The organism is Thiomonas sp. FB-Cd, from assembly GCF_000733775.1.
GTDB lineage: Bacteria > Pseudomonadota > Gammaproteobacteria > Burkholderiales > Burkholderiaceae_C > Thiomonas_A.
On the sequence record NZ_JPOE01000005.1, the window covers coordinates 272,250 to 293,747 of the forward strand.

General features: G+C 62.7%; 23 protein-coding genes and 1 tRNA gene. 12 read left to right on the forward strand and 12 right to left on the reverse strand.

The window, feature by feature from the left end:
- The first annotated feature begins 44 nt into the window (after positions 1-44).
- From CD04_RS0114840 to CD04_RS0114860, 5 genes are read left to right on the forward strand one after another with little or no spacing between them, the layout of a single operon-like run.
- Positions 45-461: a DUF2202 domain-containing protein gene (locus CD04_RS0114840; RefSeq protein WP_051849498.1), complete on the forward strand. Its 417-nt coding sequence runs from the start codon at positions 45-47 to the stop codon at positions 459-461.
- A gap of 16 nt (positions 462-477) precedes the next feature.
- The gene (locus CD04_RS0114845) at positions 478-915 is read left to right on the forward strand and encodes an OsmC family protein (protein ID WP_031408147.1); all 438 of its coding nucleotides are present in this window, start codon (positions 478-480) and stop codon (positions 913-915) included.
- The gene (locus CD04_RS0114850) at positions 912-2,327 is read left to right on the forward strand and encodes a TolC family protein (RefSeq protein WP_031408149.1); all 1,416 of its coding nucleotides are present in this window, start codon (positions 912-914) and stop codon (positions 2,325-2,327) included. Before CD04_RS0114845 ends, CD04_RS0114850 begins: the two co-directional genes overlap by 4 nt.
- Positions 2,324-3,496: an efflux RND transporter periplasmic adaptor subunit gene (locus tag CD04_RS0114855; protein ID WP_031408151.1), complete on the forward strand. Its 1,173-nt coding sequence runs from the start codon at positions 2,324-2,326 to the stop codon at positions 3,494-3,496. Before CD04_RS0114850 ends, CD04_RS0114855 begins: the two co-directional genes overlap by 4 nt.
- Positions 3,493-6,612 (forward strand): efflux RND transporter permease subunit, encoded by a 3,120-nt coding sequence (locus CD04_RS0114860; protein ID WP_031408153.1) that lies wholly within the window; start codon positions 3,493-3,495, stop codon positions 6,610-6,612. Before CD04_RS0114855 ends, CD04_RS0114860 begins: the two co-directional genes overlap by 4 nt.
- A gap of 57 nt (positions 6,613-6,669) precedes the next feature.
- Here the strand turns inward: CD04_RS0114860 and panD are convergent, their stop codons facing one another.
- Both panD and CD04_RS0114870 read right to left on the reverse strand, forming a co-directional pair.
- Complete coding sequence (panD, locus tag CD04_RS0114865) at positions 6,670-7,038, reverse strand: aspartate 1-decarboxylase (protein WP_038168432.1); 369 nt, start codon at positions 7,036-7,038, stop codon at positions 6,670-6,672.
- Positions 7,039-7,120: 82 nt separating this feature from the next.
- On the reverse strand, positions 7,121-7,642 hold the full coding sequence (locus tag CD04_RS0114870) for a DUF3291 domain-containing protein (protein WP_081858037.1): 522 nt from the start codon (positions 7,640-7,642) through the stop codon (positions 7,121-7,123).
- 70 nt (positions 7,643-7,712) lie between these two features.
- On the opposite strand from CD04_RS0114870, the gene CD04_RS22050 reads away from it, so the two are divergent.
- Entirely contained in the window at positions 7,713-8,147 is a 435-nt protein-coding gene (locus tag CD04_RS22050; protein ID WP_038168433.1) for a hypothetical protein, read from the forward strand.
- Between the two features lie 170 nt (positions 8,148-8,317).
- Here CD04_RS22050 and CD04_RS0114880 read toward each other — a convergent pair whose 3' ends face one another.
- On the reverse strand, positions 8,318-9,595 hold the full coding sequence (locus tag CD04_RS0114880; RefSeq protein ID WP_031408158.1) for an RNA-guided endonuclease TnpB family protein: 1,278 nt from the start codon (positions 9,593-9,595) through the stop codon (positions 8,318-8,320).
- A gap of 153 nt (positions 9,596-9,748) precedes the next feature.
- Between CD04_RS0114880 and CD04_RS23865 the strand changes: the two genes are divergently transcribed.
- On the forward strand, positions 9,749-9,934 hold the full coding sequence (locus tag CD04_RS23865) for a hypothetical protein (RefSeq protein ID WP_156030303.1): 186 nt from the start codon (positions 9,749-9,751) through the stop codon (positions 9,932-9,934).
- 332 nt (positions 9,935-10,266) lie between these two features.
- Here the strand turns inward: CD04_RS23865 and CD04_RS0114890 are convergent.
- Positions 10,267-10,342 (reverse strand) — tRNA-Arg (locus CD04_RS0114890).
- Between the two features lie 269 nt (positions 10,343-10,611).
- On the opposite strand from CD04_RS0114890, the gene CD04_RS24840 reads away from it, so the two are divergent.
- Together CD04_RS24840 and CD04_RS24845 are read left to right on the forward strand one after the other, a co-directional pair.
- Entirely contained in the window at positions 10,612-11,058 is a 447-nt protein-coding gene (locus CD04_RS24840; RefSeq protein ID WP_231480735.1) for a hypothetical protein, read from the forward strand.
- 17 nt (positions 11,059-11,075) lie between these two features.
- The gene (locus tag CD04_RS24845) at positions 11,076-11,270 is read left to right on the forward strand and encodes a cytochrome c5 family protein (RefSeq protein ID WP_231480714.1); all 195 of its coding nucleotides are present in this window, start codon (positions 11,076-11,078) and stop codon (positions 11,268-11,270) included.
- Between the two features lie 112 nt (positions 11,271-11,382).
- On the opposite strand, the gene CD04_RS22060 is transcribed toward CD04_RS24845, so the two are convergent.
- The 4 genes from CD04_RS22060 to purU are packed head-to-tail and all read right to left on the reverse strand — an operon-like array spanning position 11,383 to position 14,410.
- On the reverse strand, positions 11,383-11,979 hold the full coding sequence (locus tag CD04_RS22060; RefSeq protein WP_038168435.1) for a DUF2946 family protein: 597 nt from the start codon (positions 11,977-11,979) through the stop codon (positions 11,383-11,385).
- 1 nt (position 11,980) lies between these two features.
- Positions 11,981-13,012 carry a YheT family hydrolase gene (locus tag CD04_RS0114910; protein ID WP_081858038.1) on the reverse strand — a complete coding sequence of 344 codons (1,032 nt, stop codon included), beginning with the start codon at positions 13,010-13,012 and terminating at the stop codon, positions 11,981-11,983.
- Between the two features lie 13 nt (positions 13,013-13,025).
- Complete coding sequence (locus CD04_RS0114915; protein ID WP_031408169.1) at positions 13,026-13,478, reverse strand: nuclear transport factor 2 family protein; 453 nt, start codon at positions 13,476-13,478, stop codon at positions 13,026-13,028.
- Between the two features lie 56 nt (positions 13,479-13,534).
- Positions 13,535-14,410: a formyltetrahydrofolate deformylase gene (gene purU, locus CD04_RS0114920; protein ID WP_031408171.1), complete on the reverse strand. Its 876-nt coding sequence runs from the start codon at positions 14,408-14,410 to the stop codon at positions 13,535-13,537.
- A 341-nt stretch (positions 14,411-14,751) separates the two neighbouring features.
- Here purU and CD04_RS0114930 point away from each other — a divergent pair, with 341 nt between their 5' ends.
- Entirely contained in the window at positions 14,752-15,156 is a 405-nt protein-coding gene (locus tag CD04_RS0114930) for a hypothetical protein (protein ID WP_038168438.1), read from the forward strand.
- 26 nt (positions 15,157-15,182) lie between these two features.
- Here the strand turns inward: CD04_RS0114930 and CD04_RS0114935 are convergent, their stop codons facing one another.
- The 4 genes from CD04_RS0114935 to CD04_RS0114950 all read right to left on the reverse strand — a co-directional run bounded on the left by CD04_RS0114935 (position 15,183) and on the right by CD04_RS0114950 (position 20,140).
- The gene (locus CD04_RS0114935; RefSeq protein WP_031408178.1) at positions 15,183-16,214 is read right to left on the reverse strand and encodes an isocitrate/isopropylmalate dehydrogenase family protein; all 1,032 of its coding nucleotides are present in this window, start codon (positions 16,212-16,214) and stop codon (positions 15,183-15,185) included.
- Positions 16,215-16,674: 460 nt separating this feature from the next.
- Positions 16,675-17,475 (reverse strand): 2OG-Fe dioxygenase family protein, encoded by an 801-nt coding sequence (locus CD04_RS0114940; protein ID WP_231480654.1) that lies wholly within the window; start codon positions 17,473-17,475, stop codon positions 16,675-16,677.
- A 32-nt stretch (positions 17,476-17,507) separates the two neighbouring features.
- Complete coding sequence (locus tag CD04_RS0114945) at positions 17,508-19,286, reverse strand: glutamine--tRNA ligase/YqeY domain fusion protein (RefSeq protein WP_031408181.1); 1,779 nt, start codon at positions 19,284-19,286, stop codon at positions 17,508-17,510.
- A 251-nt stretch (positions 19,287-19,537) separates the two neighbouring features.
- Complete coding sequence (locus CD04_RS0114950) at positions 19,538-20,140, reverse strand: phosphatase PAP2 family protein (protein WP_231480655.1); 603 nt, start codon at positions 20,138-20,140, stop codon at positions 19,538-19,540.
- A 529-nt stretch (positions 20,141-20,669) separates the two neighbouring features.
- Here CD04_RS0114950 and CD04_RS24850 point away from each other — a divergent pair.
- Both CD04_RS24850 and CD04_RS0114970 read left to right on the forward strand, forming a co-directional pair.
- Complete coding sequence (locus CD04_RS24850; protein WP_038168443.1) at positions 20,670-20,999, forward strand: hypothetical protein; 330 nt, start codon at positions 20,670-20,672, stop codon at positions 20,997-20,999.
- A 207-nt stretch (positions 21,000-21,206) separates the two neighbouring features.
- Entirely contained in the window at positions 21,207-21,497 is a 291-nt protein-coding gene (locus tag CD04_RS0114970; RefSeq protein WP_031408189.1) for a phosphopantetheine-binding protein, read from the forward strand.
- Position 21,498: the final 1 nt, after the last annotated feature.

Genomic DNA, 21,498 nt, shown 5'->3' on the forward strand with positions numbered 1-21,498 from the left:
TCCGTCTTCTGGAGTGACGCTTTCATGAAAACATGGTGAACCTGATGCAAAATTCAACAACGCTTCTCCCTGCGGAAGCGCAGGGCCTGCTCGACGCGCTGGACGATGAATACAAAGCCTGGGCAACCTATGATCAAGTGATCCGTGATTTCGGCGTCCAGCGGCCTTTCAGCAATATTGTGGAGGCCGAGCAGCGTCATATCGACGCTTTGCTCGATCTCTGCGCGCGTTATGGCGTGACGCCGGTGGCGAATCGCTGGCCTGGACGGGTGCCCCGCTATGACTCGATCCATGCGGCCTGCGTCCAGTCCGTACAGGGCGAAATCGACAACGCCGCGCTGTATGACCGCTTGCTGCAGAGCACGCAGCGCGAGGACATTCTTGCGGTGTATCGCGCACTGCAAAGTGCCTCGACCGATCGCCACCTTCGCGCTTTTCAGCGTTGCGCCGCAGGCGGCTGACAGGCCGGAGATGCCAATGTTGACTTATGACGTGACGCTGGACCGAATCGATGCCGACGGCAGCCAGGCGCACTGCAAGGAGGCGCGCATCAAAGTCGATTCCGCGCTGGAAGGGCGCGCCGATGCGTTCAATCCTGCCGAGTTGCTCCTCGCTGCGGTGGGGGCGTGCATGCTCAAGAACATCGAACGGGTCGCGCCGATCCTCAAATTCCGCTACAGCCGCGTGCACATCGAGGTGCATGGCGAGCGCCAGGACACGCCACCCAGGATGCAGCGCATCAGCTACCGCATCATCGTCGATACCGACGAAGACGCTCATCGTCTTGCCCTGCTACACCACAATGTGCAGCAGTTCGGCACCGTCTACAACACGGTCGCAGGCGGCACACAACTCGAAGGCCACATCGAACGGGGCAGTCTGACCCCTGTCCAGCCATCCGCCGATCCATCATGAACCGAAATTTTCCGATCTGGCCCACGCGGCAGCGTGTCGCGCTGGCGCTTGTTTTGCTCACCGCGGCGCGGCTCGCCCTGGCGCAGCAGCCCCCTGCGGCGCATGCGCCAAATCCGGCGAACACCGCCTCGGCGCCTGTAGCCGCGGCACCAGCCAAGCCCGTGGCCAATCTGGGTGCGGTACTGCAGATCATCGGCGCGCGTTCCCCCGACGTGCTCGCTGCCCAGGCCGCCCGGACGCAAGCCGATGCGCAGGTGCAGCAGGCGCGCGCGGCGTGGTTCGGCAAGGTTGATGCCTACGCGCTGTCGCAGCACTACAACGATCCGCGGCTGACTCGCGCGATCACCCTGCCGCCGAATGTGGCGGCCTATCCGTTTTCGGCTGATCAGTTCGGCTATGGTTTGAACGCGCAGCTGCCGATCGATCTCAGCGGCCAGATCGCCGCCGAGGTCGATGCCGCCCGCGCCCGCGCCGCCGGTGCGCAGTGGAGCGCCGACGACGTGAGGCTGCGCGCCCTGCTGCAAGGCGCCACGCTCTTTCGCAACCTGCAGGCGCTGGCCGGGCAGCGGCAGGCCCTGGACAAGCAATTGCAATCGCTGCAAGCCAGCATGCGCGTGGCCCGGGCCGGGCTGAAGGTCGGCAACATCGCCCGCGTCAATCTGCTGCGGGTGCAGGCGGCGGTGGCTGCGGCACAGGCGCAGCTCGCTAGCGTCGACGGGCAGGAACGCAAGCTGCGCGCGCAGCTCGCTGCGGTGATGGGCGTGCCCAGCTTCAACGCTGCCGTGCCCGCGCCGGGCTCCGGGCCATCGCACTTCCCAGCCAACCGCGATCTGCTGCCGCCGTCGATCCAGGCGGCGCAAAGCGCGTTGCAGGCCAGTCAGGACAAGGTGCGTTCGGCGCAGCGGGCCATGCTGCCGCAGTTCGCTGCCACTGGTGGCTGGAACCGCAACGCGGTGCATTGGGACAACCGTGCCATCGACACCTGGCAGTTCAACCTCGGCGTGACCTTCAATCTCTGGTCGGGCGGGGCGCAGACGGCGGCGGTCGATGCCGCGCAGGCCGCGGTCGACCAGGCGCAGCAACAAGTGCAATCTGCGCAGGACAATCTGCGCGCTGCGCGGGATGGTGCGTTGGCGCTGTGGAACTCACAGGATCAGTCGTGGCGCGCCGCCGAATCAGGACTGGGCGCGGCAGCGGAAAGCGCACGCATCGAGCAGGACCGGTTCAAGAACGGCCTGGGCTCCGCGACCGACCTCATCGATGCCGAAGCGGCACTGGCCAGCGCCCGCGCAACGGTGGCCAGCGCGCTGGTCGGCTGGTGGCAGGCCGATGATGCGCTGCGCTATGCCTACGGTGAGCCGCCCGCAGCCTTGCACACGACCAATTCAACCGCATCGAGTACTCAGCCATGACGACACGCGTCACTACTGCTTCTACCGCCCCTGCGCGCAAGCGCAAGCTTTGGTATCTGCTGCTCATTTCCATCCTGCTGATCGCCGGTGGCCTGTGGCTGCACTTACACCGCCTGCATCAGGCCGATGCCAGCCCGCCCGCCATGGCCACGCCGTGGGCGGTGCAGACCGGCACGGTCGGTCATGGCGTCGTCGCCAACAGCCTACAAAGCGTGGCCACGGTGGAAGCTCCCAATGTCATCACGCTGTCGCCGCAAATTCAGGGCACGGTGACCTTTGTCGGCCCGCGCTCGGGTGTGGCGGTCAAGCGCGGTGAGTTGCTCGCGCGCATCGACTCCCGCGCGATTGCCAGCAATATCGCGGCCTTGGAGCAGCAGCGCATCGCCGCCCGTGCCAACGCCGACTACGCTGCCAAACAGCAGGCGCGCACCGACGCCGTGCTGGCCGAAGGGGGTGTGAGTCAGGCGCAAGCCGACCAGGCGCGTACCGCGACCGACGCCGCGCGTGCCTCGGTGCAGGCGCTGTCCGACCAAATCGCCGCATTACGCGTCAACCTGGGCTATGCCGAGATCCGCGCACCGCAGAACGCCGTCGTCGCTCAGCGTCTCGTGGAGGTGGGCGACACTGCCGCCGCGGGCAAACCGGTCTATCAACTCACCGCAGGCCAGGGTGCAGTGGTACGCGTCAGCCTGCCCGCCGACCAGCTCGCCGAGGTCAAGCCGGATGATTCCTTACGGCTTCATCAAGGCGGCGCCTCGCTCACGCTGCCCATCAGCCGCATCGCACCGGCAGTCAATGCCGCCGGGTTGGGCACGGTCGAGGCCGATGCCCCGAGCAGCCCCTTCGGTCTGCCCAGTGGCAGCAGTGTGGCCGCGACCATCGCGCTGCAATCGCAAGCGGCGTCGACGCTGACCGTGCCCGCAGCGGCGGTAGTCGGCAGCGGCGACCACGCGCATGTGGTGGCATTCAACCCGGGCGCCAAGGCGGGTGAGCCGGGGCGGCTGCGCATCGTGCCGGTCAAGGTGCTGCAGGAAGGGGCCAACGCCGCGGCGGTCAGCGGTTCGCTGCAGCCGGGTGAGCAGGTGGTGGTCGGTCAAACCGCGGTGCTGGCGCAAATGCGCGACGGCGACGCGGCAGTGACCGCGACTGCGGCAGGAGCAGCGCAATGAACGGCATGCAACGCCTGCTCGGCAGGCCGCACGCCATCATTGCCATTGCTTTGTTGGTGGTGGTGGCCGGCATTGCGGCGTACTTCACCATGCCGATGAATCTGTTCCCGGACACCAACCGGCCGATGATCAGCGTGGTCACGCAATGGCCGGGCGCCGAGGCCAGCGACGTGGAACAGGACGTCACCCATCCGATCGAAACCCAGCTCTCGGCCATCGACGGCGTGCGCCGCGTCACCTCGGTGTCGCGCGATCAGGTGTCGGCGGTGACGGTCGAGTTCGAATACGGAAACGACATCAACATCGCCGCCACCAAGGTGCTGACCGAGCTCAAGCGGGTGGAGTCCAGCCTGCCCGCAGGCACACGTGCGCCGGTGATCTTCCGCATCACCAACGCGGCGCAACCGGTCACGGTGCTGGCGCTCACACCAGCGGCGCAGTCCAACCTCGGTTTGAGCGAGGTGCGGCGCATTGCCGAAAACCAGTTCCGCGACCGACTGCTGCGCATCCCCGGCGTATCCGAGGTCGAAGTGTTCGGTGGGCACACCCGGCAGGCGCAGGTCGATCTCGACCGCAGTGCGCTGGCCGCGCATCACCTGAACGTGGCACAAGTGGCCGCAGCGCTGGCGTCGAGCAATATCACCGCGCCGCAAGGGCTGGTGCATCGCGATGGCTACCGCTTTTTGCTGACGCTGAACGCCCTGGCGCACAATCCGCAGCAACTCGCCGACGCTCAGGTGCCGCTGCCTGGCGGCGGCTTCGTGCGCGTGGGCGATCTGGGCAAGGTGGGCTGGGACGATGCCGACCCGACCTCGCTTTACCGCGGCAACGGCAAAGAGGCCATCGCGGTCTCGCTGCTGCGCGGGGACAACGGCTACGCCGCGACCACCGCGCGCAATATCGACGCGGCGCTGCCGGCCATCCGTGCCGAATTCCCGATGCTGCACATCGCACAGGCCGACGGCCAGTTGCGGCTGATCGATCTCACCGTGGACAACATGCTCGGCGCACTGCGCGATGCGCTGATCATGACGGTTTTCGTGATCCTGCTGTTTCTCGCTGACACCCGTGCCGCCTTCATCACCGCCTTGTCGCTGCCGTTCACCTACCTGCTCACTTTTTTGGTCATGAAGCTCATCGGCTACGAGTTCGACATGATCACCCTCACGGCCATCATCATCGCCGTGGGCCTGCTGGCCGATGACGCCATCGTGGTGATCGAGAACATCGAGCGACGCATGCGCGAGCATGGCGAATCGGGATTTGCGGTGGCGGCCAACGGCACGCAGGAGGTGATGCTGGCGGTGCTCTCGGGCACCCTTGCCAACGGTGTGGTGCTGCTACCCATCGTGTTCATCGGCGGCTTCGTGCAAACGGTGCTGCGGCCGCTGTCGGTGAGTCTCATGGTGGCGCTGGCCGCCTCGTTCATCGTCGCGGTGACCATCATCCCACTGCTCACGCCCTGGCTGCTCAAGCCCGGTGCGCGCGATCCGCTGCGCAAGCCCTTGTCCTACTTCGACACCTGGGTGCTCAAGCCGCTCAAGCGTTTTTATGCGGGCACGGTGAGCTGGGCCTTGGAACACCCCAAGCGTGTGCTGTTCATTGCCCTGGTGCTCACGGCCGTCTCGCTGCGGCAATTGCCGGTGGTCGGCCGCGAACTCATGCCGCTGATGGACTCCGGCATCACCCAAGTCAGTTTCGAGGCGCAACCCGACACCGACGCCGCCCAGATGCAGCGCATCGCCAAACAAGTCGATGCCGCAATTCGCGCCTCGGTCAAGCCGGACTGGTTGATCTCCACCTCGACGGTGGTCGGTGCCGAGCCGCAGGACAAATCTTTTGGTGCCGCGCGCATCTTCTCGCAGGGAATGGCCACGGTCAACCTGGTCGACCGGTTCCACCGTGACGAGACCATTTTCCAGCTCAACAAGATCATCCAGGACAAGGTGCGCGCCATTCCCGGCGTGATCGATGCCAATGCGGTTGTCTACGGCGCCACACCCCTGTCATCGATTCGCGGCACCGTGGACCTGATGGTCAGCGGCCCCGACTGGCGGGTGCTCGACCATATTGCCAACGAGTTGCAGGCGCGACTGGCCAAGGTCGGCGGGCTCACCGGCTTCGAGCGTAGCTGGCAAGGCGATTCCAAGCGCCTGCAGCTTGACGTGGAGGGTGCCAAGGCGTCGAGCTATGGACTCACCCCGGGCGCCATCGCACAGCAGGTCGCGGCGCAGGTCAATGGCATTCCGGGCGGCAGCCTGCGCGTGCAGGGCGAGAACAGCATTCCCGTGTGGGTACGGCTGCGCGCGGACGAACGATCCAGCCCGCCAGCCATCGCCGCGCTGACAATCACCGCGCCCAGCGGCGCCGTCGTGCCGCTGGCGCAGGTGGCCACGGTCAAAACCGTCTATGCACCCACGTCCTACACCCACCAGAATTTGGTGCGCACCGTGGACGTGATCGGCTATCGCCGCAACATTTCGGTGACCGCGCTCGATAACCACGTGGCTGAGGCACTCAAGGGTCTGCAATTGCCGCGCGGTTACAGCATCTCCGACGAAGGCGAGATGAAGGAGATGAATGCCTCATTCGTGCGCCTTGGTCAGTCACTCGCTTTGGGCATCGTGCTGTTGGCCGTCGTGCTCGTGATCGCCTTTCGCTCATTCGTCACCCCGATCGCCATCCTGGTCACGCTGCCGCTGGCGGTGATCGGCGCCGCCTGGGCCATGCTGATCGCCGACAAGCACGGCTGCATGCCATCGTTCATGGGACTGATCCTGCTCATGGGTATCATCGTCAAGAACGGTATTCTGCTCGTGGACTTTGCGCAGGAGGCACTCAACCGCGGCGTGCCGCTCAAAGCTGCCATCCTGCAGGCAGTGGATCTGCGCACCCGACCGATCCTGATGACGGCCGCCGCCGCAGCCGTCGGCATGGTGCCGGTGGCATTCGAGTGGGCGGTCGGGCTGGAGCGGCTGTCGCCACTCGCGGTGGTGGCCATCGGCGGGCTCATCGTCGGCACGTTCCTCACCCTGCTGATCGTGCCGGTGCTTCTATACCTTTTGCTCAAGCGCCGCTATCCAGAGACGGTGCCGACGCCACTCAACCCGCATTAATCAATCTCAGGTGAGTACGCATTAACTGCGACTTAGCCGCAATGGAAACCGGGGCCGTCATTCCTTCGTCGCGGCGATGCAGTTATTTGGGTCGAGTAGCGCAATCCGCGGGCAGAATGCCCGCGCTGTGGCGTCATCCATGAGGGAGTAGGTGCAGATGATGAGCAAATCACCGATTGCAGCATGGCGGGCGGCGGACCCGTTAAGGGTGATGCGGCTGCTTCCTGCAGGTTCCGCGATCGCGTAGGTGCTTAAGCGTGCACCGTTCGTAACGTTGTAGATCTCGATTTGCTCGCCCGCGATGATGTCGCATGCATTGAGCAGGTTCAGGTCAATTCCGCACGATCCCTCGTAATGCAAGTCAGCACCGGTGAGCGTGGCACGGTGAATTTTGGCGCGCAGCATGAAACGGGAAGGAATAGCCATAGAGGTCTCAGAGATCGGGGTCTGGGGAGTGAAAGCCATGGGCGGCCAAGTGCCAATGCCAAAATCGGGAATCAAGGATACTTCAGCGCCTTCGTGAGATTTCAGCGAAGGCCGATGTTGGACGGAGCATCGCTTCCGGCTCGCTCGTTAAGGATGGCGCATCGCTTGGCGGTGGAAAGATCCGTCTGAACGCGAACGCCTCTGGCGTCGGGCCGCGGCTCACCAAGAGATCCAGTTTTGACTTGGCCTCACGCACCGAAGGACGATGGTTTTGAGCAACCCACCAGAGCACCACATGCGGTTGACTCAATCGCGTGAACCAATCCTTCCTGCAGCGAATGTATTGGGCATGCTCGGATTTATAGACAAAGCCAATCAGTGCGTCAAGGCTTCGCCAGATGGAGAGATTAAACAGGACAGGATTCGTCGCCTCCAGCAATACATGGGCGTCGCCGTCTTCCGATATGTGCTGCCACACAAAACCCTGGTCAGCCGTGGCAAGTGCCTTGATCCGCTCTCGATTGGTGACGAAGTCGTGCATTTCCGGGCTACTCAATGGGGCCTCTGCCACGGCAATATTGAGTTGCGCAAGGTGATATCGCATGGATGTGCTCGATTGGTAAGTTCTTACAGCTCAGAAAATCTCAACAAACGCCGCGGGACCGTGCGAAGCCTTGCGGAGCTCACCCCCCGAACGGTCCGAAATCGGCTTTAGGACGACGCACTTTATTTCCAGATATTCAGCGATCCCGTGGTGCGCAAGGGTCTTCGGCTACGCCCACATCCCTCAGCGCCACGCTGCGCGCTTCAACACGTTCTGCGTCGAGTACCTCGACCCGCTCCTGAACTTCCACCGCCCCTGCCTGTTCGCCACCGAGGTCCCCGACCCCAAAAAGCCCGGGCGCATCAAACGCGTCTACCGCCCCGCCGACGCCATGACCCCACTGGACAAGCTCGCCAGCCTGCCCGAGGCCGCCAGATGCCTGCGCCAGGACATCACCCTCGAACACCTGCAGCAACTCGCACGCGCGCTCACCGACGTGCAGGCCGCCGAGGAACTCAACGAAGCACGCGCCGCCCTGTTCAGGAGAATCCCAGCAAGCGCTTGATCAAGGCCCCGATACACTGACTTCCATCCAAAACGGATCGACGCGCTGCACCCTCCGATCCCAGCCTGCTCCAGGCCCGTACCTGATTTGGAAAAGACTGATAGAACGCGCTCGCCGAGCCTCCCGGCATTCCGATGTGATCTGGATGATCCGCATGAACTCTCCCGCCACTAAACCGCTTGCGCGGTTGTCGTGGGGGTTTCGCGGGTCACAGACTTCGACTTGCCACGTTGCCGTGGCAGAGGTTTCGGTCTCGCCGCCACGCCCATTCCAGGCGTGTTCGCGTCGATGAGCACCACCAACGCGCTGTTCTGGTCGCGTTGCATGACATGCCCGCAGTGCGGGCAGACATGCATGCGGTCTGCGAGCGTCTTGGGCACAATCTCCCAGCACGCCGCGCAGCGTTGCGACGGTTTGAGCTGGCGCGTATTGCTCAGATGCAGCCGCGTACCAGCTTCTTCCGCTTTGTACGCGAGCATCGAATGCGCCACGCCGAACCCTGCCGAGAGGATCTCCCGGTTGAGTCCGGCCTTTTGCCGCACGCGACGGCCCGGTGCATCCACCGTGCCCTTCGCGCTGCGGCTCATGGTCTTCGGAGCCAGTTGCTCAGTCGCCAGGACGGCGCATTGCCGCACCATCCTGGTTGTTTCCTTGTGCACGAAGTCCCGGCGCCGATTGCCGATACGCTCGTGCAGCCGCGCGATGCGACGCCCGAGCCGTTTGAAGCGCAACGATCCGTTCTTCTTCCTGGCGCGCTGCCGCTGCAGCGCGGCAAGGTGCGGCAGTTCCTCGCGCAGCCAGCGCGGGTTCGCGATGGGCGGACCCTCGTCGAACGTCGCCCAGTCGTTGATCCCGAAATCCACGCCACGTCGAAAATCAGCGGTGCGCTCACGCGCACAGGCCGCATCGGGCACGCGCAGCGTCACCGACACGAACCACTGATCGTTCCTGCGCGTGAGCGTGATGTCGTTGGGTTTGGCCTCAACCCCGAAGCGGTGCCGGCCGCGCGCCCGAATGGACATCGCCGCATCGCCGCTTCCCAAGCGCAGCGTGGCACCACGGCCGCCATGCTGCATGAGCTTCCAGCCAGCTGGGTCGGGGTATGAGAAGCCGGAGAACCGCTTGGCGGCCTTGAACCGCGGGAATCCGGGCGTTTGACCAGCTTTGACCCGGCGAAAGAACGACTGGAAGGCGAGATCCAGCCGCCGCAGCGTCTGCTGCAAGGCATGACTGCCGAGCGCGATGAACTCAGGCCGATCCGCCTTGATCTGTGGCAGCGCGTTTTGCTGGTCGAAGTAGCTGATCGACTTCCTGGCCTTGCGCCAGGCGTCGATGCGTTCTTCCAGCGCCGCGTTGTACAACTCGCAGTGCAGCCGCGTCCACGCCTCAAGCCGCGCAGCTTGCGCGGCATTGGGATACGGCTTGAGCGTGACTTTGCGCCGTTGCATACTGGTATTTTATCCAGCCTGGAGAGGAACAACGAGCGAAAGTCGCCCGCTTGACCCCCTCCTGCCCGGTCGGCTTCGCCTGAGCGACGCTGTGCGTCGGGCCGGGCGAGGAAGGGGAATGCGCGGGCATTTGTTCACGTTGTAGGCCAGCACATGCAAACTCATCTCGGTCTAAACCTGCCGGAGGGATCGCATCGGGAAGTGTCGAGTCCCCATCGAGAACTGGATGGTGCCGAAGCGATGCTCGACGGTTCGCCTTCGAACGCGCGTCATGCATGGGGACCCACCCAGGCGGCGCTGCATGGCTTCGAGGACGTCTTCGTGCTCACACATCACTGAACCGCCGATACGGGCTGCGCGTGCATTGCGCTTCAATGGGGCAGCGCGGGCAGTCTGAACTCCAGTACCAATGTATTCGAAACGCTGCACCAAGGCAGGGCGACCGTCGCTGAATGGCGCCGTGACTTCAACGAGGTCCGTCCCACCACACAGCTTCTTTCCCGACCTCCCGACCTGGCGCACGGCAATGCACGCCCTTGTCGTGCAGCTCGTCCATGCCAACATGGTACCCATGGGGAAATTGTCCCCCAGAATCGGTGCTTTTGGACGCCAAAGGCGCGGCGCCCGCGATGAGCGCTGTCTACTAAATTTTTGTTTTACTGGGGACTTCATGGTGCGCCCGGCTGGAATCGAACCAGCGGCCCTTGGCTTCGGAGGCCAATACTCTATCCACTGAGCTACGGGCGCATGACCATGCCTTCACAGGCTGGCGTGCAATGGTCATCTTAACGCCCCGCCAAGATGACCTCTACTTTTCGATGGCGATACTCCAGCGGCTGCGCGCAGTGCGCATGGGGGAGGCATGGGGCCAGATGCATCGTATCGGAAGGCGGCGATTGAAGCCCACAGGACGCGCCACCTGCATCAAGACGAACCTCAACTTGGCAGTGTATCAGGTGCCCTATTCGGGATAGTGCGGGTCAACGCCAAGCGAAGAGCTCATATCATTTGGCGAGTTGCACGATCTTGATATTGTTCATTCCACCGCACTGATCATGAGCTCACATCAAACAAAAACCTCCAGCGAAGGTAGTGATCTTCCGTTTGCATCGACACTGCGCAAAACGATCATCATTCTTCTTATTGGTTTTGCTACCCCCATCATTGCACTGCTGTTGATTGTGCATTTCATTTCCAACGAGTCGGTGCCCCCGCCGGTTCGGGCTCGCTGTCCACGGCGGCCACGGATCAGCGCATCGCACCGGTGGCACAGATCGCGGTGGCATCCAGTGCGCAGACCGCGTCACAAGCCACCGCCACCTCAAGCTCAAGCTCAAACGTTGCGCCAACGAGTAGCGCATCTGCAGCCGGCACAGGTTCGCAGCCATCCAATGGCGGTGCGGCAGCGGGTGCAGTTGCAACCGCCGACGCTGGCAAAAAACTGTACGAAAGCACCTGCATAGCCTGTCACGGCGCAGGCATCGCGGGCGCCCCGAAATTCGGCGACAAGGCCGATTGGGGCCCAATCATTGCCCAAGGAATGCCCACGCTCTATGACCGGGCCATCCATGGCTACACAGGCAAACGCGGAATGATGCCTCCCAAAGGTGGGAGTACCGCAACCGACGCGGACGTCAAGGCAGCGGTCGATTACATGGTTGCGCAATCAAAGTGAGCCGTGTGTGGCGAGGCGCCGCCGGGACAACTCAGACGCGCTTGGTCTCTGTGGCCACGCAATTCCACCGCATCGCGCCACGTGCGGTTTTTTTTCGGCGTTCCCTGGCTAGCTAACTCGGAAAGCGCAAAACGGATGACGGCTGCACTTGAAACCTTAGTCGGTGCTGCAGCGCCTCACTCTGCAAGGTTTCGAGCACCATGGTTGGCACCCTAGGCAGGCTCAGGAATTGAAGCGATTCGTCAAGCCACGGTGTGAGAAGGGCCACGTCGAGGCTGTGCAATACGCCGGGGCCCGCGCTGGTAGCGAGAAATAAGCGACCCAGCTCATCGACATACGCAGCATGTGGTTTGCAGGCTTGCCCAGTCTGTGTGGTCCACATTAGGTCTGTCGGCGAGTCCGCCTTGACCTGCAGACGCAACACGAGCGGCGCCGCTTCAAGGTCGACATACACCCGCTGTGGCCCATTCTGGAAGAACCAGTAGCCTTGCGCGTCTGCGGCGTAGTTGCGCTGAATGAAGCCAATCAGCTTCCAGTTCTGCACCCTGCTTGCGCCAGTCTTGTCAAGAAGGCCCTGTGGCGAGCGCGGCCATGGATGCACTTCGGCATCGCGTATCCACCAGTCGCCGCGTGCGTCCAGTGCCAGCCAGCCTGTGCAGGCCGGCACATCAGGCCACCGCTTTAATGCCTGCAGAACGAGATCATCCATCTCACAGCCCGTGAGCAAAAAACTGCAGTATGCGCTGCGGTAGCCAGTCCAGGACCCCAGGCGGGCCTCCCCTGGCAAAGCCGACATGCCCGCCCTCCTCTGGCTGCTCCAGCCACACACCGGGCGCGATTTCACCCGCTGCAGGCAAGGCGCTGGCTGGAAGAAAGGGATCATTTCGGGCGTTGATGAGCAGTGTCGGTACGCGGATACGCGCCAGGTGTGGTTTGGCTGAAGCCCGCCGCCAGTAGTCATCGGTATCACGAAATCCATGCACAGGCGCGGTAAACGCATTATCGAAAGCGCGAAGGTCTTGTGCCGCCGCGATGGCGCGCGCATCGGCCAATCCTGGATACCTGTGCACCATATCGATCGCCTTGGGTTTGAGCGTGCGCAGAAACATGCGCGTGTATATCAAGCGGTTAAACCCGCGCGAGATCGCCGCGCCGCCAGCAGCCAAATCAATAGGCGCGCTCACACTGACCAAGGAATGAACAACGTCCATCGCCGCATGGCCCGCTTCCTCCGCCCATCGCAGAAGCGCATTGCCACCGAGTGAAACACCGATCGCATGCAGCGCACCGCTGTGGGTTGCGCGAAAGCGCCGCACGATCCAGTCAATCTCAGGCCAGTCCCCCGAGTGGTAGGCACGCGGCGCACGGTTCGGCTCCCCTGAGCAACCCCGGAAATGGGGCACAGCGATACTCCATCCCGCTCGCATGCAAGCATGGGCTACCGCTTGTGCGTAATGACTTCGCGACGAGCCTTCCAATCCGTGGAACAGCACGATCAGTGGTGCGGCGCCGCGCCTTTCAACAGAGATGCGGTCAACGTCGATGAAATCACCATCAGGGGTGTCCCATCGTTCCCGTGCCCACTGCAAAGGCATCCCCGCAGATGCCGGACGGGAAAAAAGCGCCGGCCAGATGGTTTGCGCATGCGCCCCGGGAAGCCAGCGCGGCGCGACGTATAACGCGTCGCTTCGCCGCAAAGGGAGGTCGCGCCCCAGACCGAAACCCACAGGGCCATCACCCATACTGGCTGGCCCCTCAGTGCAAGCGCTCGGGCATGGACATGACTTCCGCCACCTCATGCGCCGTCGCAGGACTTGCGTGGTGCAGCACCATACGCCACCCGTCAGGCGTCTTGGTGTAGGCATTGGTTGCCAAAACGAATCCAAACTGCTGCTCGCCGGGCTTGCTCTGCATCACCACCCGTTCCACCACGTTGTGCACGGCGCAGCCCAAGGTGACCGAGCGCAGTACACGCTCCGGGACAATACGCAACGCGCCCCCGGCAAGCAGTTGCTCGAAACTCGAACGAATTGCCGCTGCCCCCACGATGCGTGGTCCGCCGGGATGAACGCAGACCAGATCGTCATCATCTGCCCAGACCTGCATGAGCGCGTCCACGTCCGCGGCCTGCAGGGCCTCGTAAAAGGCCGCCTCGGCTGCCTCGGCAGAGCTTTGCAAACTGGCGCGCGGCGCGGAAGGACGTGGCATGAAAGTATCCGGTTATTGCAGTGGGTGGCTAGATGCGCAATCGTGCTGCGATCCGCTTATTGGAACACCACGGTCTTGTGTCCGTTGAGCAGGATGCGCCGCTCGACATGCCAGCGCACGGCGCGGGCAAGCACCTGGTTCTCCACGTCCTGCCCCGCGGCCGTCAACGCATCAACGCTTTGGCTGTGATCCACCCGCACCACATCTTGCTCAATGATGGGGCCTTCGTCCAGTTCCGCTGTCACATAATGCGCCGTGGCACCAATGAGCTTGACCCCGCGATCATGCGCCTGCGCATAGGGTCGTGCCCCCTTGAAACTCGGCAGGAATGAATGGTGGATGTTAATGGCGCAGCCATTGAAGGCGGCGCAAAATTCCGGGCTCAGGATTTGCATGTAACGCGCCAGCACCAACAAATCGATATGCTGTTCACGCACCAGCGTTTCGATATGCAATTCCTGAGCGCGCTTCGCTGCCTTATCGGGCATTGGCGGTAGCGCTGCGTGGTGGAAAGGCACACCGTAGTGGTCCGCCAATCCTGCACAGTCGGGGTGGTTGGAGACGACGCCCACAACATCCATCGGCAGCTGGCCCGCACGCCAACGAAACAGCAGATCGTTAAGGCAATGGGCTTGGCGGCTTACGGCGATCAGCACCCGCGCTCGGCGGGCAACAGCGTGGATAGCCGCGCGCATTGCAAAGCGCCGGCGAAGGTCACCAAAGAGCAGGTCCAATTTATCGGGCCCATCCAAATGCGGCGGCGCGGCAAAGTGCACCCGCATGAAAAAAAGACGCGTCGCAGGATCGCCAAACTGTTGTGAATCCAGGATGTTGCAACCAGCCTGGTACAACAACCCTGACACCGAGTAGACGATACCTTTGGTGTCTGCACAAGACAAAGTCAGCACGTAGTCATTGACAGCCGTAGTCATATTTCGCATCAGTCCCGCCCGACTTCAGGCCCATCGTCTTTCGTGCAGAGGATTTTAGACATCATGCCCGCCACCGCCACGCCGTTTCCCCCTGGTTCCAGGGTCGCATCGGTTCGAAGCTGCGCCAAGAGCCCGACTGACGCAGCAGCTTGGCTGGCTACCTGCGTCGCATCGACAAACCGAGACCGCCCTGGAAAGATCCCTGCCGCTTCCTTGCGAGGAACAACCTCTGCAGCAAGCGGATCCAATCGCACGGGTCAGAGCAAATTTGCGCCCCAGCGAACGAGCAACCGCGCAGCGCGAGTGCCTTGGCATCAATCTTCAGACACAAGGAGCCCATCATGCCCTATAAGCAGGCATTTCTAAAAACTGCTGCGGTTCTCGCCACAGCGTGCGCCCTTCCTTTATTCGCCGTGGCCGCAAAACCGGTCCATACCCAAGGCCCCATGTCCATCCAGTACCTTTGCGGGGGAGTTGGCGAGGGCTCACGGCAACAACTCCAGGCCCAAGCGACAAAGTTCAATCTTGGCTTTTGGATGGTCAAGGGGCCGCGCGGGGCATATCTCGCCGACGTTCCGGTCACCATCAAAAAAGGCAACCAAATTGTGGCCCAATTCACTGCCGAAGGGCCCCTGTGCTACCTCAAGGTCCCCGCTGGCGCCTACACGATCGAGGGGCGGCACGATGGTCAGGCCCGAACCATCAAGGTGCACACCGGAAGCAAGGCCTACTATCTGCGGTGGTAGATAAGGTAAGGGTGACCAGCCAACATTTAGCTATGGCGGATCCGCGCGACAACCGCGTCGGTAAAGTCCTTGGTGCTTGCCTTGCCGCCGAGATCGCCTGTGCGCACCCCGTCCGCATTCAGGGTCTCGGAGATCGCTTGGCGCAGGCGCTGCGCCTTGTCATGGAGGCGGACATGGTCGAGCATCAAGCCCCCTGCCAGCATCAATGCAATCGGGTTGGCAATGCCTTTGCCTGCTATGTCGGGTGCCGAGCCATGGACGGCCTCGAAAATTGCGGCGTCTTGTCCGATATTGGCCCCCGGGGCCATGCCTAGGCCGCCAACAAGCCCGGCGGCGAGGTCTGACAGTATGTCCCCGAACAGGTTGGTTGTGACCAACGTGTCGAACTGCCAGGGGTTGATCACAAGTTTCATGCAACAGGCGTCAACAATGACGTCGTCAAGGCCGATTTGCCCCGCGTATTTCTCCTTGTGCAACTGGTACGCGGTTTCCAGGAAAATCCCTGTGAGCGCCTTCATGATGTTGGCCTTGTGCACCACCGTCACCTTCTTGCGCCCCATGCTGATCGCGGTTTGAAACGCATAGTCAAGAATATGCCGCGCCCCCTGACGCGTATTGACGCCGGTCGCGATGGCCACTGCATGCGGGTCGTCGTCGATGGGGATGTAATGCTCATAGCCCATGTACAGGCCCTCCACGTTCTCGCGGAAAACCATCAGGTCGATGTTGTCGAAGCGGCCGCCCGGAATCAGAGTCTTGGCCGGACGCATGTTCGCGTAGAGCTTGAACGCTTCGCGCAATCGCACATTGCTCGATCGGTATCCACCGCCAGAAGGTGTTTCCAACGGGCCTTTGAGCGCCAGACGCGTCTTGCGAATGCTGTCCAGCGTGGCTTGCGGCAGCGGATCGCCTGCCGTGTTCACCCCACCGAGACCGGCGACTTGGGCATCCCAGTCAAACGGCGCCTGCAGCGCCTCGAGCACAGTCAGCGTGGCGGCCATGATTTCGGGACCAATGCCGTCGCCGGCGATCAGTGTGGCGGGGATGCGTGCGGTCATGCGTGGGCTCCAAAGGCTAAGTCACTGTCGCCGACTAATGCCGGCAATAGCAGCGAAGCATAAGCCGTGCGAGCTTTCCCTTGCCTGACGCTACCAGCGAGCGTCGCAAAAGAAGCGATTGAAATCGGCCTTCCCGGCACGATGCAACCCGCTTTGCAGGTGCTCAACTGTCGTAGACGGCGATCGGTTGGGCGGCTCTGCGCGATCGCTCTCTTGAGGTCCGGCATAAAACCCCTGCATATGCGAAAACTGCGCTCCACCGCGCGCAGCGCATGGCCTGCCATTGCAACGCGGGCTCCAGAGAGTTGGCGCAATTGCCTGGCGCGGCCAAACGGGTGCCGGTGTATCCGCGTAGGCAATGCGCCAATGCCGCGATGGCTGGCACCTTGCAGTCAGCGTGCCCTCTGCACAGCGCGCCGCCGGCCAACCGCAACAGATCCGTTTATGGGTCTGGCGCGCCCTAACCTGGCGGGTCCATGAAGCCGGTGGCGCGGTACGTCAGCACCAAAGTATCGCGCCAGCCCGAAGCGTCTGCATTAATCGGCGTGATGGGCGTTGTTTCGTGGATGACGCGCGTGTCATCCATCAGCAGAGCGCTCCAGGGCTGGTCAAGCGTAAAGCGCACTCCGTAGGGTCCGTCGAGCTCGAACACGCGCGTCTCCGCCCCGCGAATGCCGTGGCGCTGCACCAAGACAACGCCCACGAAATCCACGCCATCGCGATGCGCGCCCTCTGGTGTCGGGCGCCCGACGCCACCATGGGTATCGATACGGAACTGGTGCGCCTCGACGAACCACTGTCGAACGGGTCGCTGCCGGGCGAACACACGCCCCAAGCCCGTGACCAGCGCGCGGAAGCACGGCATGGCCACGAGTTGCCCATCCAATGGGGGGTACCACCGGACAAGACCACCGTGCAGCGCGTTGAAGGTGGAGGGCTGGTAATGGGCACGCTGCGGCATCTGTTCCAGATCCGGGGCAGCGCCCGAAGCATCCAGGTGTTGGATAAAACTGCCGTGGCGACGGCTACGGTAATGTCCACCATCCCTTAAATAGCCGTCAGGCGGCAACGCCTCCCAAAACGACGCAGCTGCCGCACACGCACCGGTTGGCACTTCACACAACTTCGCCAGCGCGTCCGGCTGCAACATGCAAAATCCCTGCTCGGACAGGCTTTGGCTAGCCATATCCGCCGCGCCCGCAGGCGACGAACAGCCCGCGGTGAGCTGCGCACCAAGCGTGCGGAGGCCGAGACGCGTCATGGCCAAGTGCAGGATCCGCGTAGCTTGCGCGCTCAGCCTGCGCGCCCGTCGCGCAGTGTTGTCGTGCGGTTAAACACAGCCCGCCCCGGCGCGTGGTCACGAAGGTCGGTCACGAAATAGCCATGCCGCTCGAACTGAAAGCTGGTACCGCAAGGCGCCTGCGCCGCGCTCGGCTCGACCCACCCAGAAACGACGCGCAGACTATCGGGATTGAGCACGCAGAGAAAGTCGCGTCCCCCAGCGTCAGGCTGCGGCTGAGTGAACAGTCGGCCGTACAAGCGCACCTGCGCTGGCGCAGCGTCGGCTGCGCCCACCCAGGTAACCACGCCCTTGACTTTCACCGCATTTGCCCCGGGTGTTCCGCTCTTGGTGTCGGGCACCAGCACGGCCTGGACTTCGGTGACCTGGCCATGCGCGTCGAAGGTCGCGCCGGTGCATTCGATGACATGGCCGTACTTGAGGCGCACCCGGTTACCAGGAAACAACCGGAAAAACCCCTTGGGCGGAATTTGCTCGAAATCCCCGCGTTCGATCCATACCTGGGGACCGAGCTTGAAGTGACGTTGACCCCATTCGGGGTGATGCGGGTGCACCGGAGCGTGGCAGTCATCGAGCACCCCGCTGCCCATGACGGCGTCCCAGTTGGTCAGGACAAGCTTGAGAGGATCCAGCACGGCCATGGCTCGCGGCGCCTGGGGATCGAGGTCGTCGCGCAGCGCGCCGTCAAGGGTCGTGTCATCGATCCACGAGTCGGATTTGCTCACGCCGATGCGCTCGGCGAAAAGACGAAGAGCACCCGGCGTGTAGCCGCGTCGTCGCAGCCCGGCAATTGTCGGTAAGCGCGGATCATCCCATCCGTCGACATAGCGCTCATTCACCAACTGAGCGAGCTTGCGTTTGCTGGTGACAACGTAGGTCAAATTCAGACGCGCGAATTCGTGCTGGTGCGGCAGCGGGCGGGCCAACAGGCCAAGGTCGGCAAGCTGGGCGAGCACCCAGTCGTAGAAAGGCCGCTGGTCCTCAAACTCCAGGGTGCAGATGCTGTGGGTGATGCGCTCCAGAGCGTCCTCAACGGGGTGCGCATAGGTATACATCGGGTAAATGCACCAGCGGTCGCCCGTGCGATGGTGGTGCGCGAACTTGATGCGATAAATGGCCGGGTCGCGCAAGTTGATGTTGGGCGCTGCCATATCGATCTTTGCGCGCAACACCATGCTGCCCTCGGCATGCTTGCCAGCGCGCATGGCCTCAAAGCGTTCCAGGCTTTCGCTCGCCGGCCGCTCGCGCCAGGGGCTGTTCACGCCGGGTTCGGTGAGCGTGCCACGATTTCGACGCATGTCCTCAGGCGACTGCTCGTCCACATAGGCCAACCCTGCCTTGATCAGCGCGCAGGCGCCGCGATACATGAAGTCGAAGTCATCGCTCGCAAAGTACTCATGATTGACGCCGCCGACCACCCAATCAAAGCCTAGCCATCGCACTGCATCGCGTATGGCCTGCACGTACTCCTCGTCCTCCTTCTCGGGATTCGTGTCGTCCAGGCGAAGATGACACACACCGCCATAGTCCTGTGCCAGCCCGAAATTCAGGCAGATGCTCTTGGCATGGCCAATGTGCAGGTAGCCGTTGGGCTCTGGCGGAAAACGCGTGCGAATGCGCGCCGTGTCCAGTGGGGCATCGGCGAGCTCTTGCGCATCACCTGGAGTGCCGGCGAAGCGCCGGCCGGCATCACGGCCGCTAGCCAAGTCGGCCTCGATGATCTGGCGTAGGAAGTTGGATGCTTTGGGGCTGGTGGAATCCGTGGGCTGCATGGGAACTGGGGCCAAACGCAGGCCGAGCACCTGCCCGGTCTGTGTGAAACGCCCTATTCTCCATCAAACGCATTCGCGCGGCGCAAGCCTGCTGTCGCTGCAGAAAGACCGGTGATGCCAAACGCGTGGCGCCGGGCACACCCTGCGGGCGCGTCGCGCGCGCAGCTTGCCCGCATGTCCACATGCCTGGTGCGCCGGCAGGTCGCTCGCCAGCATGCCAAAGCACACCGATTGTGCGGTCGCCGCCTCAATCACGGCGCGGCCTTCACGCGCTCGCTGAGATTTCCCTCGGATTGACGAAGAAGGCGCGGCCTGGTGATCCAGGCCACCGTTGCGCCCAGCGCGACCCCGGCCAGCACGTCGACAGCCACGTGCTGCCCGGTCGCAATGGTCGAGTAGGCAATGGCCGCGCACCAAAGTGCGTTGATGCGACGCATCCGGGTGCCAAAGCCCAACCCTGGGGCCATCCGATCGAGCCAAAATGCAGCGAATACGGCCGTGGCCACATGCAGTGACGGACAGGCGTTGCCGCCCGCGTCGACACCCTTGAGGATTGAAAAATCCGGATGCCGCGCAAAATTGATCGCCACGGGCGGAACCTTGGTCGGGCAGACATAGAACACCGCCAGACCAACCAGACACAAGGCGCCGATGCGCATGCCAAAACCGATGATGTCGCTTCGCGACGCCATCAAGGCAGGCGGCAAGGAAACATAAACCCACAACGACAAATAGATCGGCAAGGCCCACGGCTGGAACCCAATCCAGCGATCAACTGCCGTGAGGGGCATCGTCGTCACATGGCCGTCCGGATGTTTGAGCAAATAAAAGTAGACGACAAAAAATACCAGCATGAACGACGACGTTCCGACGGCTTTGAGCCAAAAATGAGACCGAAGAACTTTCAACGTCCTCAACATCAGTTCTGTTGCGCCGGGGGTCGCTGGTGACGCGCTCGAGTTCGACAACGGCATAAACGATTCCTCATCCCGTGTTTTATCGGCGGCTCATGGGCAGGCCATTGGTCCCATGGGGCTGCCATCTGGCGCAAGCGAACCGAACTGGGTACCGCCGGTTTGCATCCCTGCCACATCTTTAAAGGCGCGCCACGCAACACCGCTGGTCTCGACTGTTGCGCATGCGCGGCCATGATCACACCTGAGCACCACTTGCGCAGGCCCTGGACCAGCCGTCTCAATGATAGATTGCGCCTCGGTCATCGAACCCGATGCTCTTGTGAATGCGTTGAGCTTGTGGGCCAAGACCTTTGAAATCTCGCCGCGATGTTGCATTTAGTCACAGATACGTGGCAAGCACTGTCGGCTCCGCCCATCTCCATCCCGTTATGGACGCCATGTATGCAGTCTCATTTGGAGAAACCTCATGATCCGCACATTCTTGCTGGCCTTGGCCCTGTCGGCGTCTGCCGCCCTGGCGCCTTCCGCCCACGCGGATGGTGTCTATTGGTCGCTGGGCGTGGGCACGCCCGGAGTGGCGGCCAATTTTGGCAACGTCTACCCCGTGGCGCCGCCCCCGGTCTACGTGGCACCGCCCCCCGTGGTCTACGCTCCGCCTCCGGTGGTGTATGCGCCGCCGCGGGTCATCTATAACCCCGGCTATGTCACCTATGGCGGCTATATGCGCGACACGCGCCCCTATTGGGGTTACCGCCGCGCCTGGCATCGCCGTCACGATGATGATGACGATCGCTGAACAAACGGGGTAACGCTCACTCGGCCCAATTCCCGGAGTGAAGCTCGCGCCCGCTCCGGTGAATTTGACGCATGCGCAGCAGGGACTCGAAAGGCCTGGCTCCTTCAGAGAAGCCGCGCTGCGGTTCCAGGCTGAAATGGCGGAGCCGGGTGGTTCCTTTATCATCGCGGGGCTCATTGTGCATACTTTCCACGACTTATTGGCGCCATGCCCGTGCCACAAACACCTGCATTAACCAGCGAACCCGCGCTTCTACGCGATTTGGCGGGCTTGATTATCGAATCACTCAACCTCGAGGTGGCCCCCGCTGAGATCGACCCTGATGCACCGCTGTATGGCGATGGCCTGGGGCTGGATTCGATCGACATTCTTGAGCTTGCCTTGGTCGTGTCCAAGAATTTTGGCGTACAACTCCGAGCCGACGACGCGAACAACCAGCAGATTTTTAGTTCCCTGCGCAGCCTGGCCAATTACGTGGCCGCCCACCGGACACATTGAC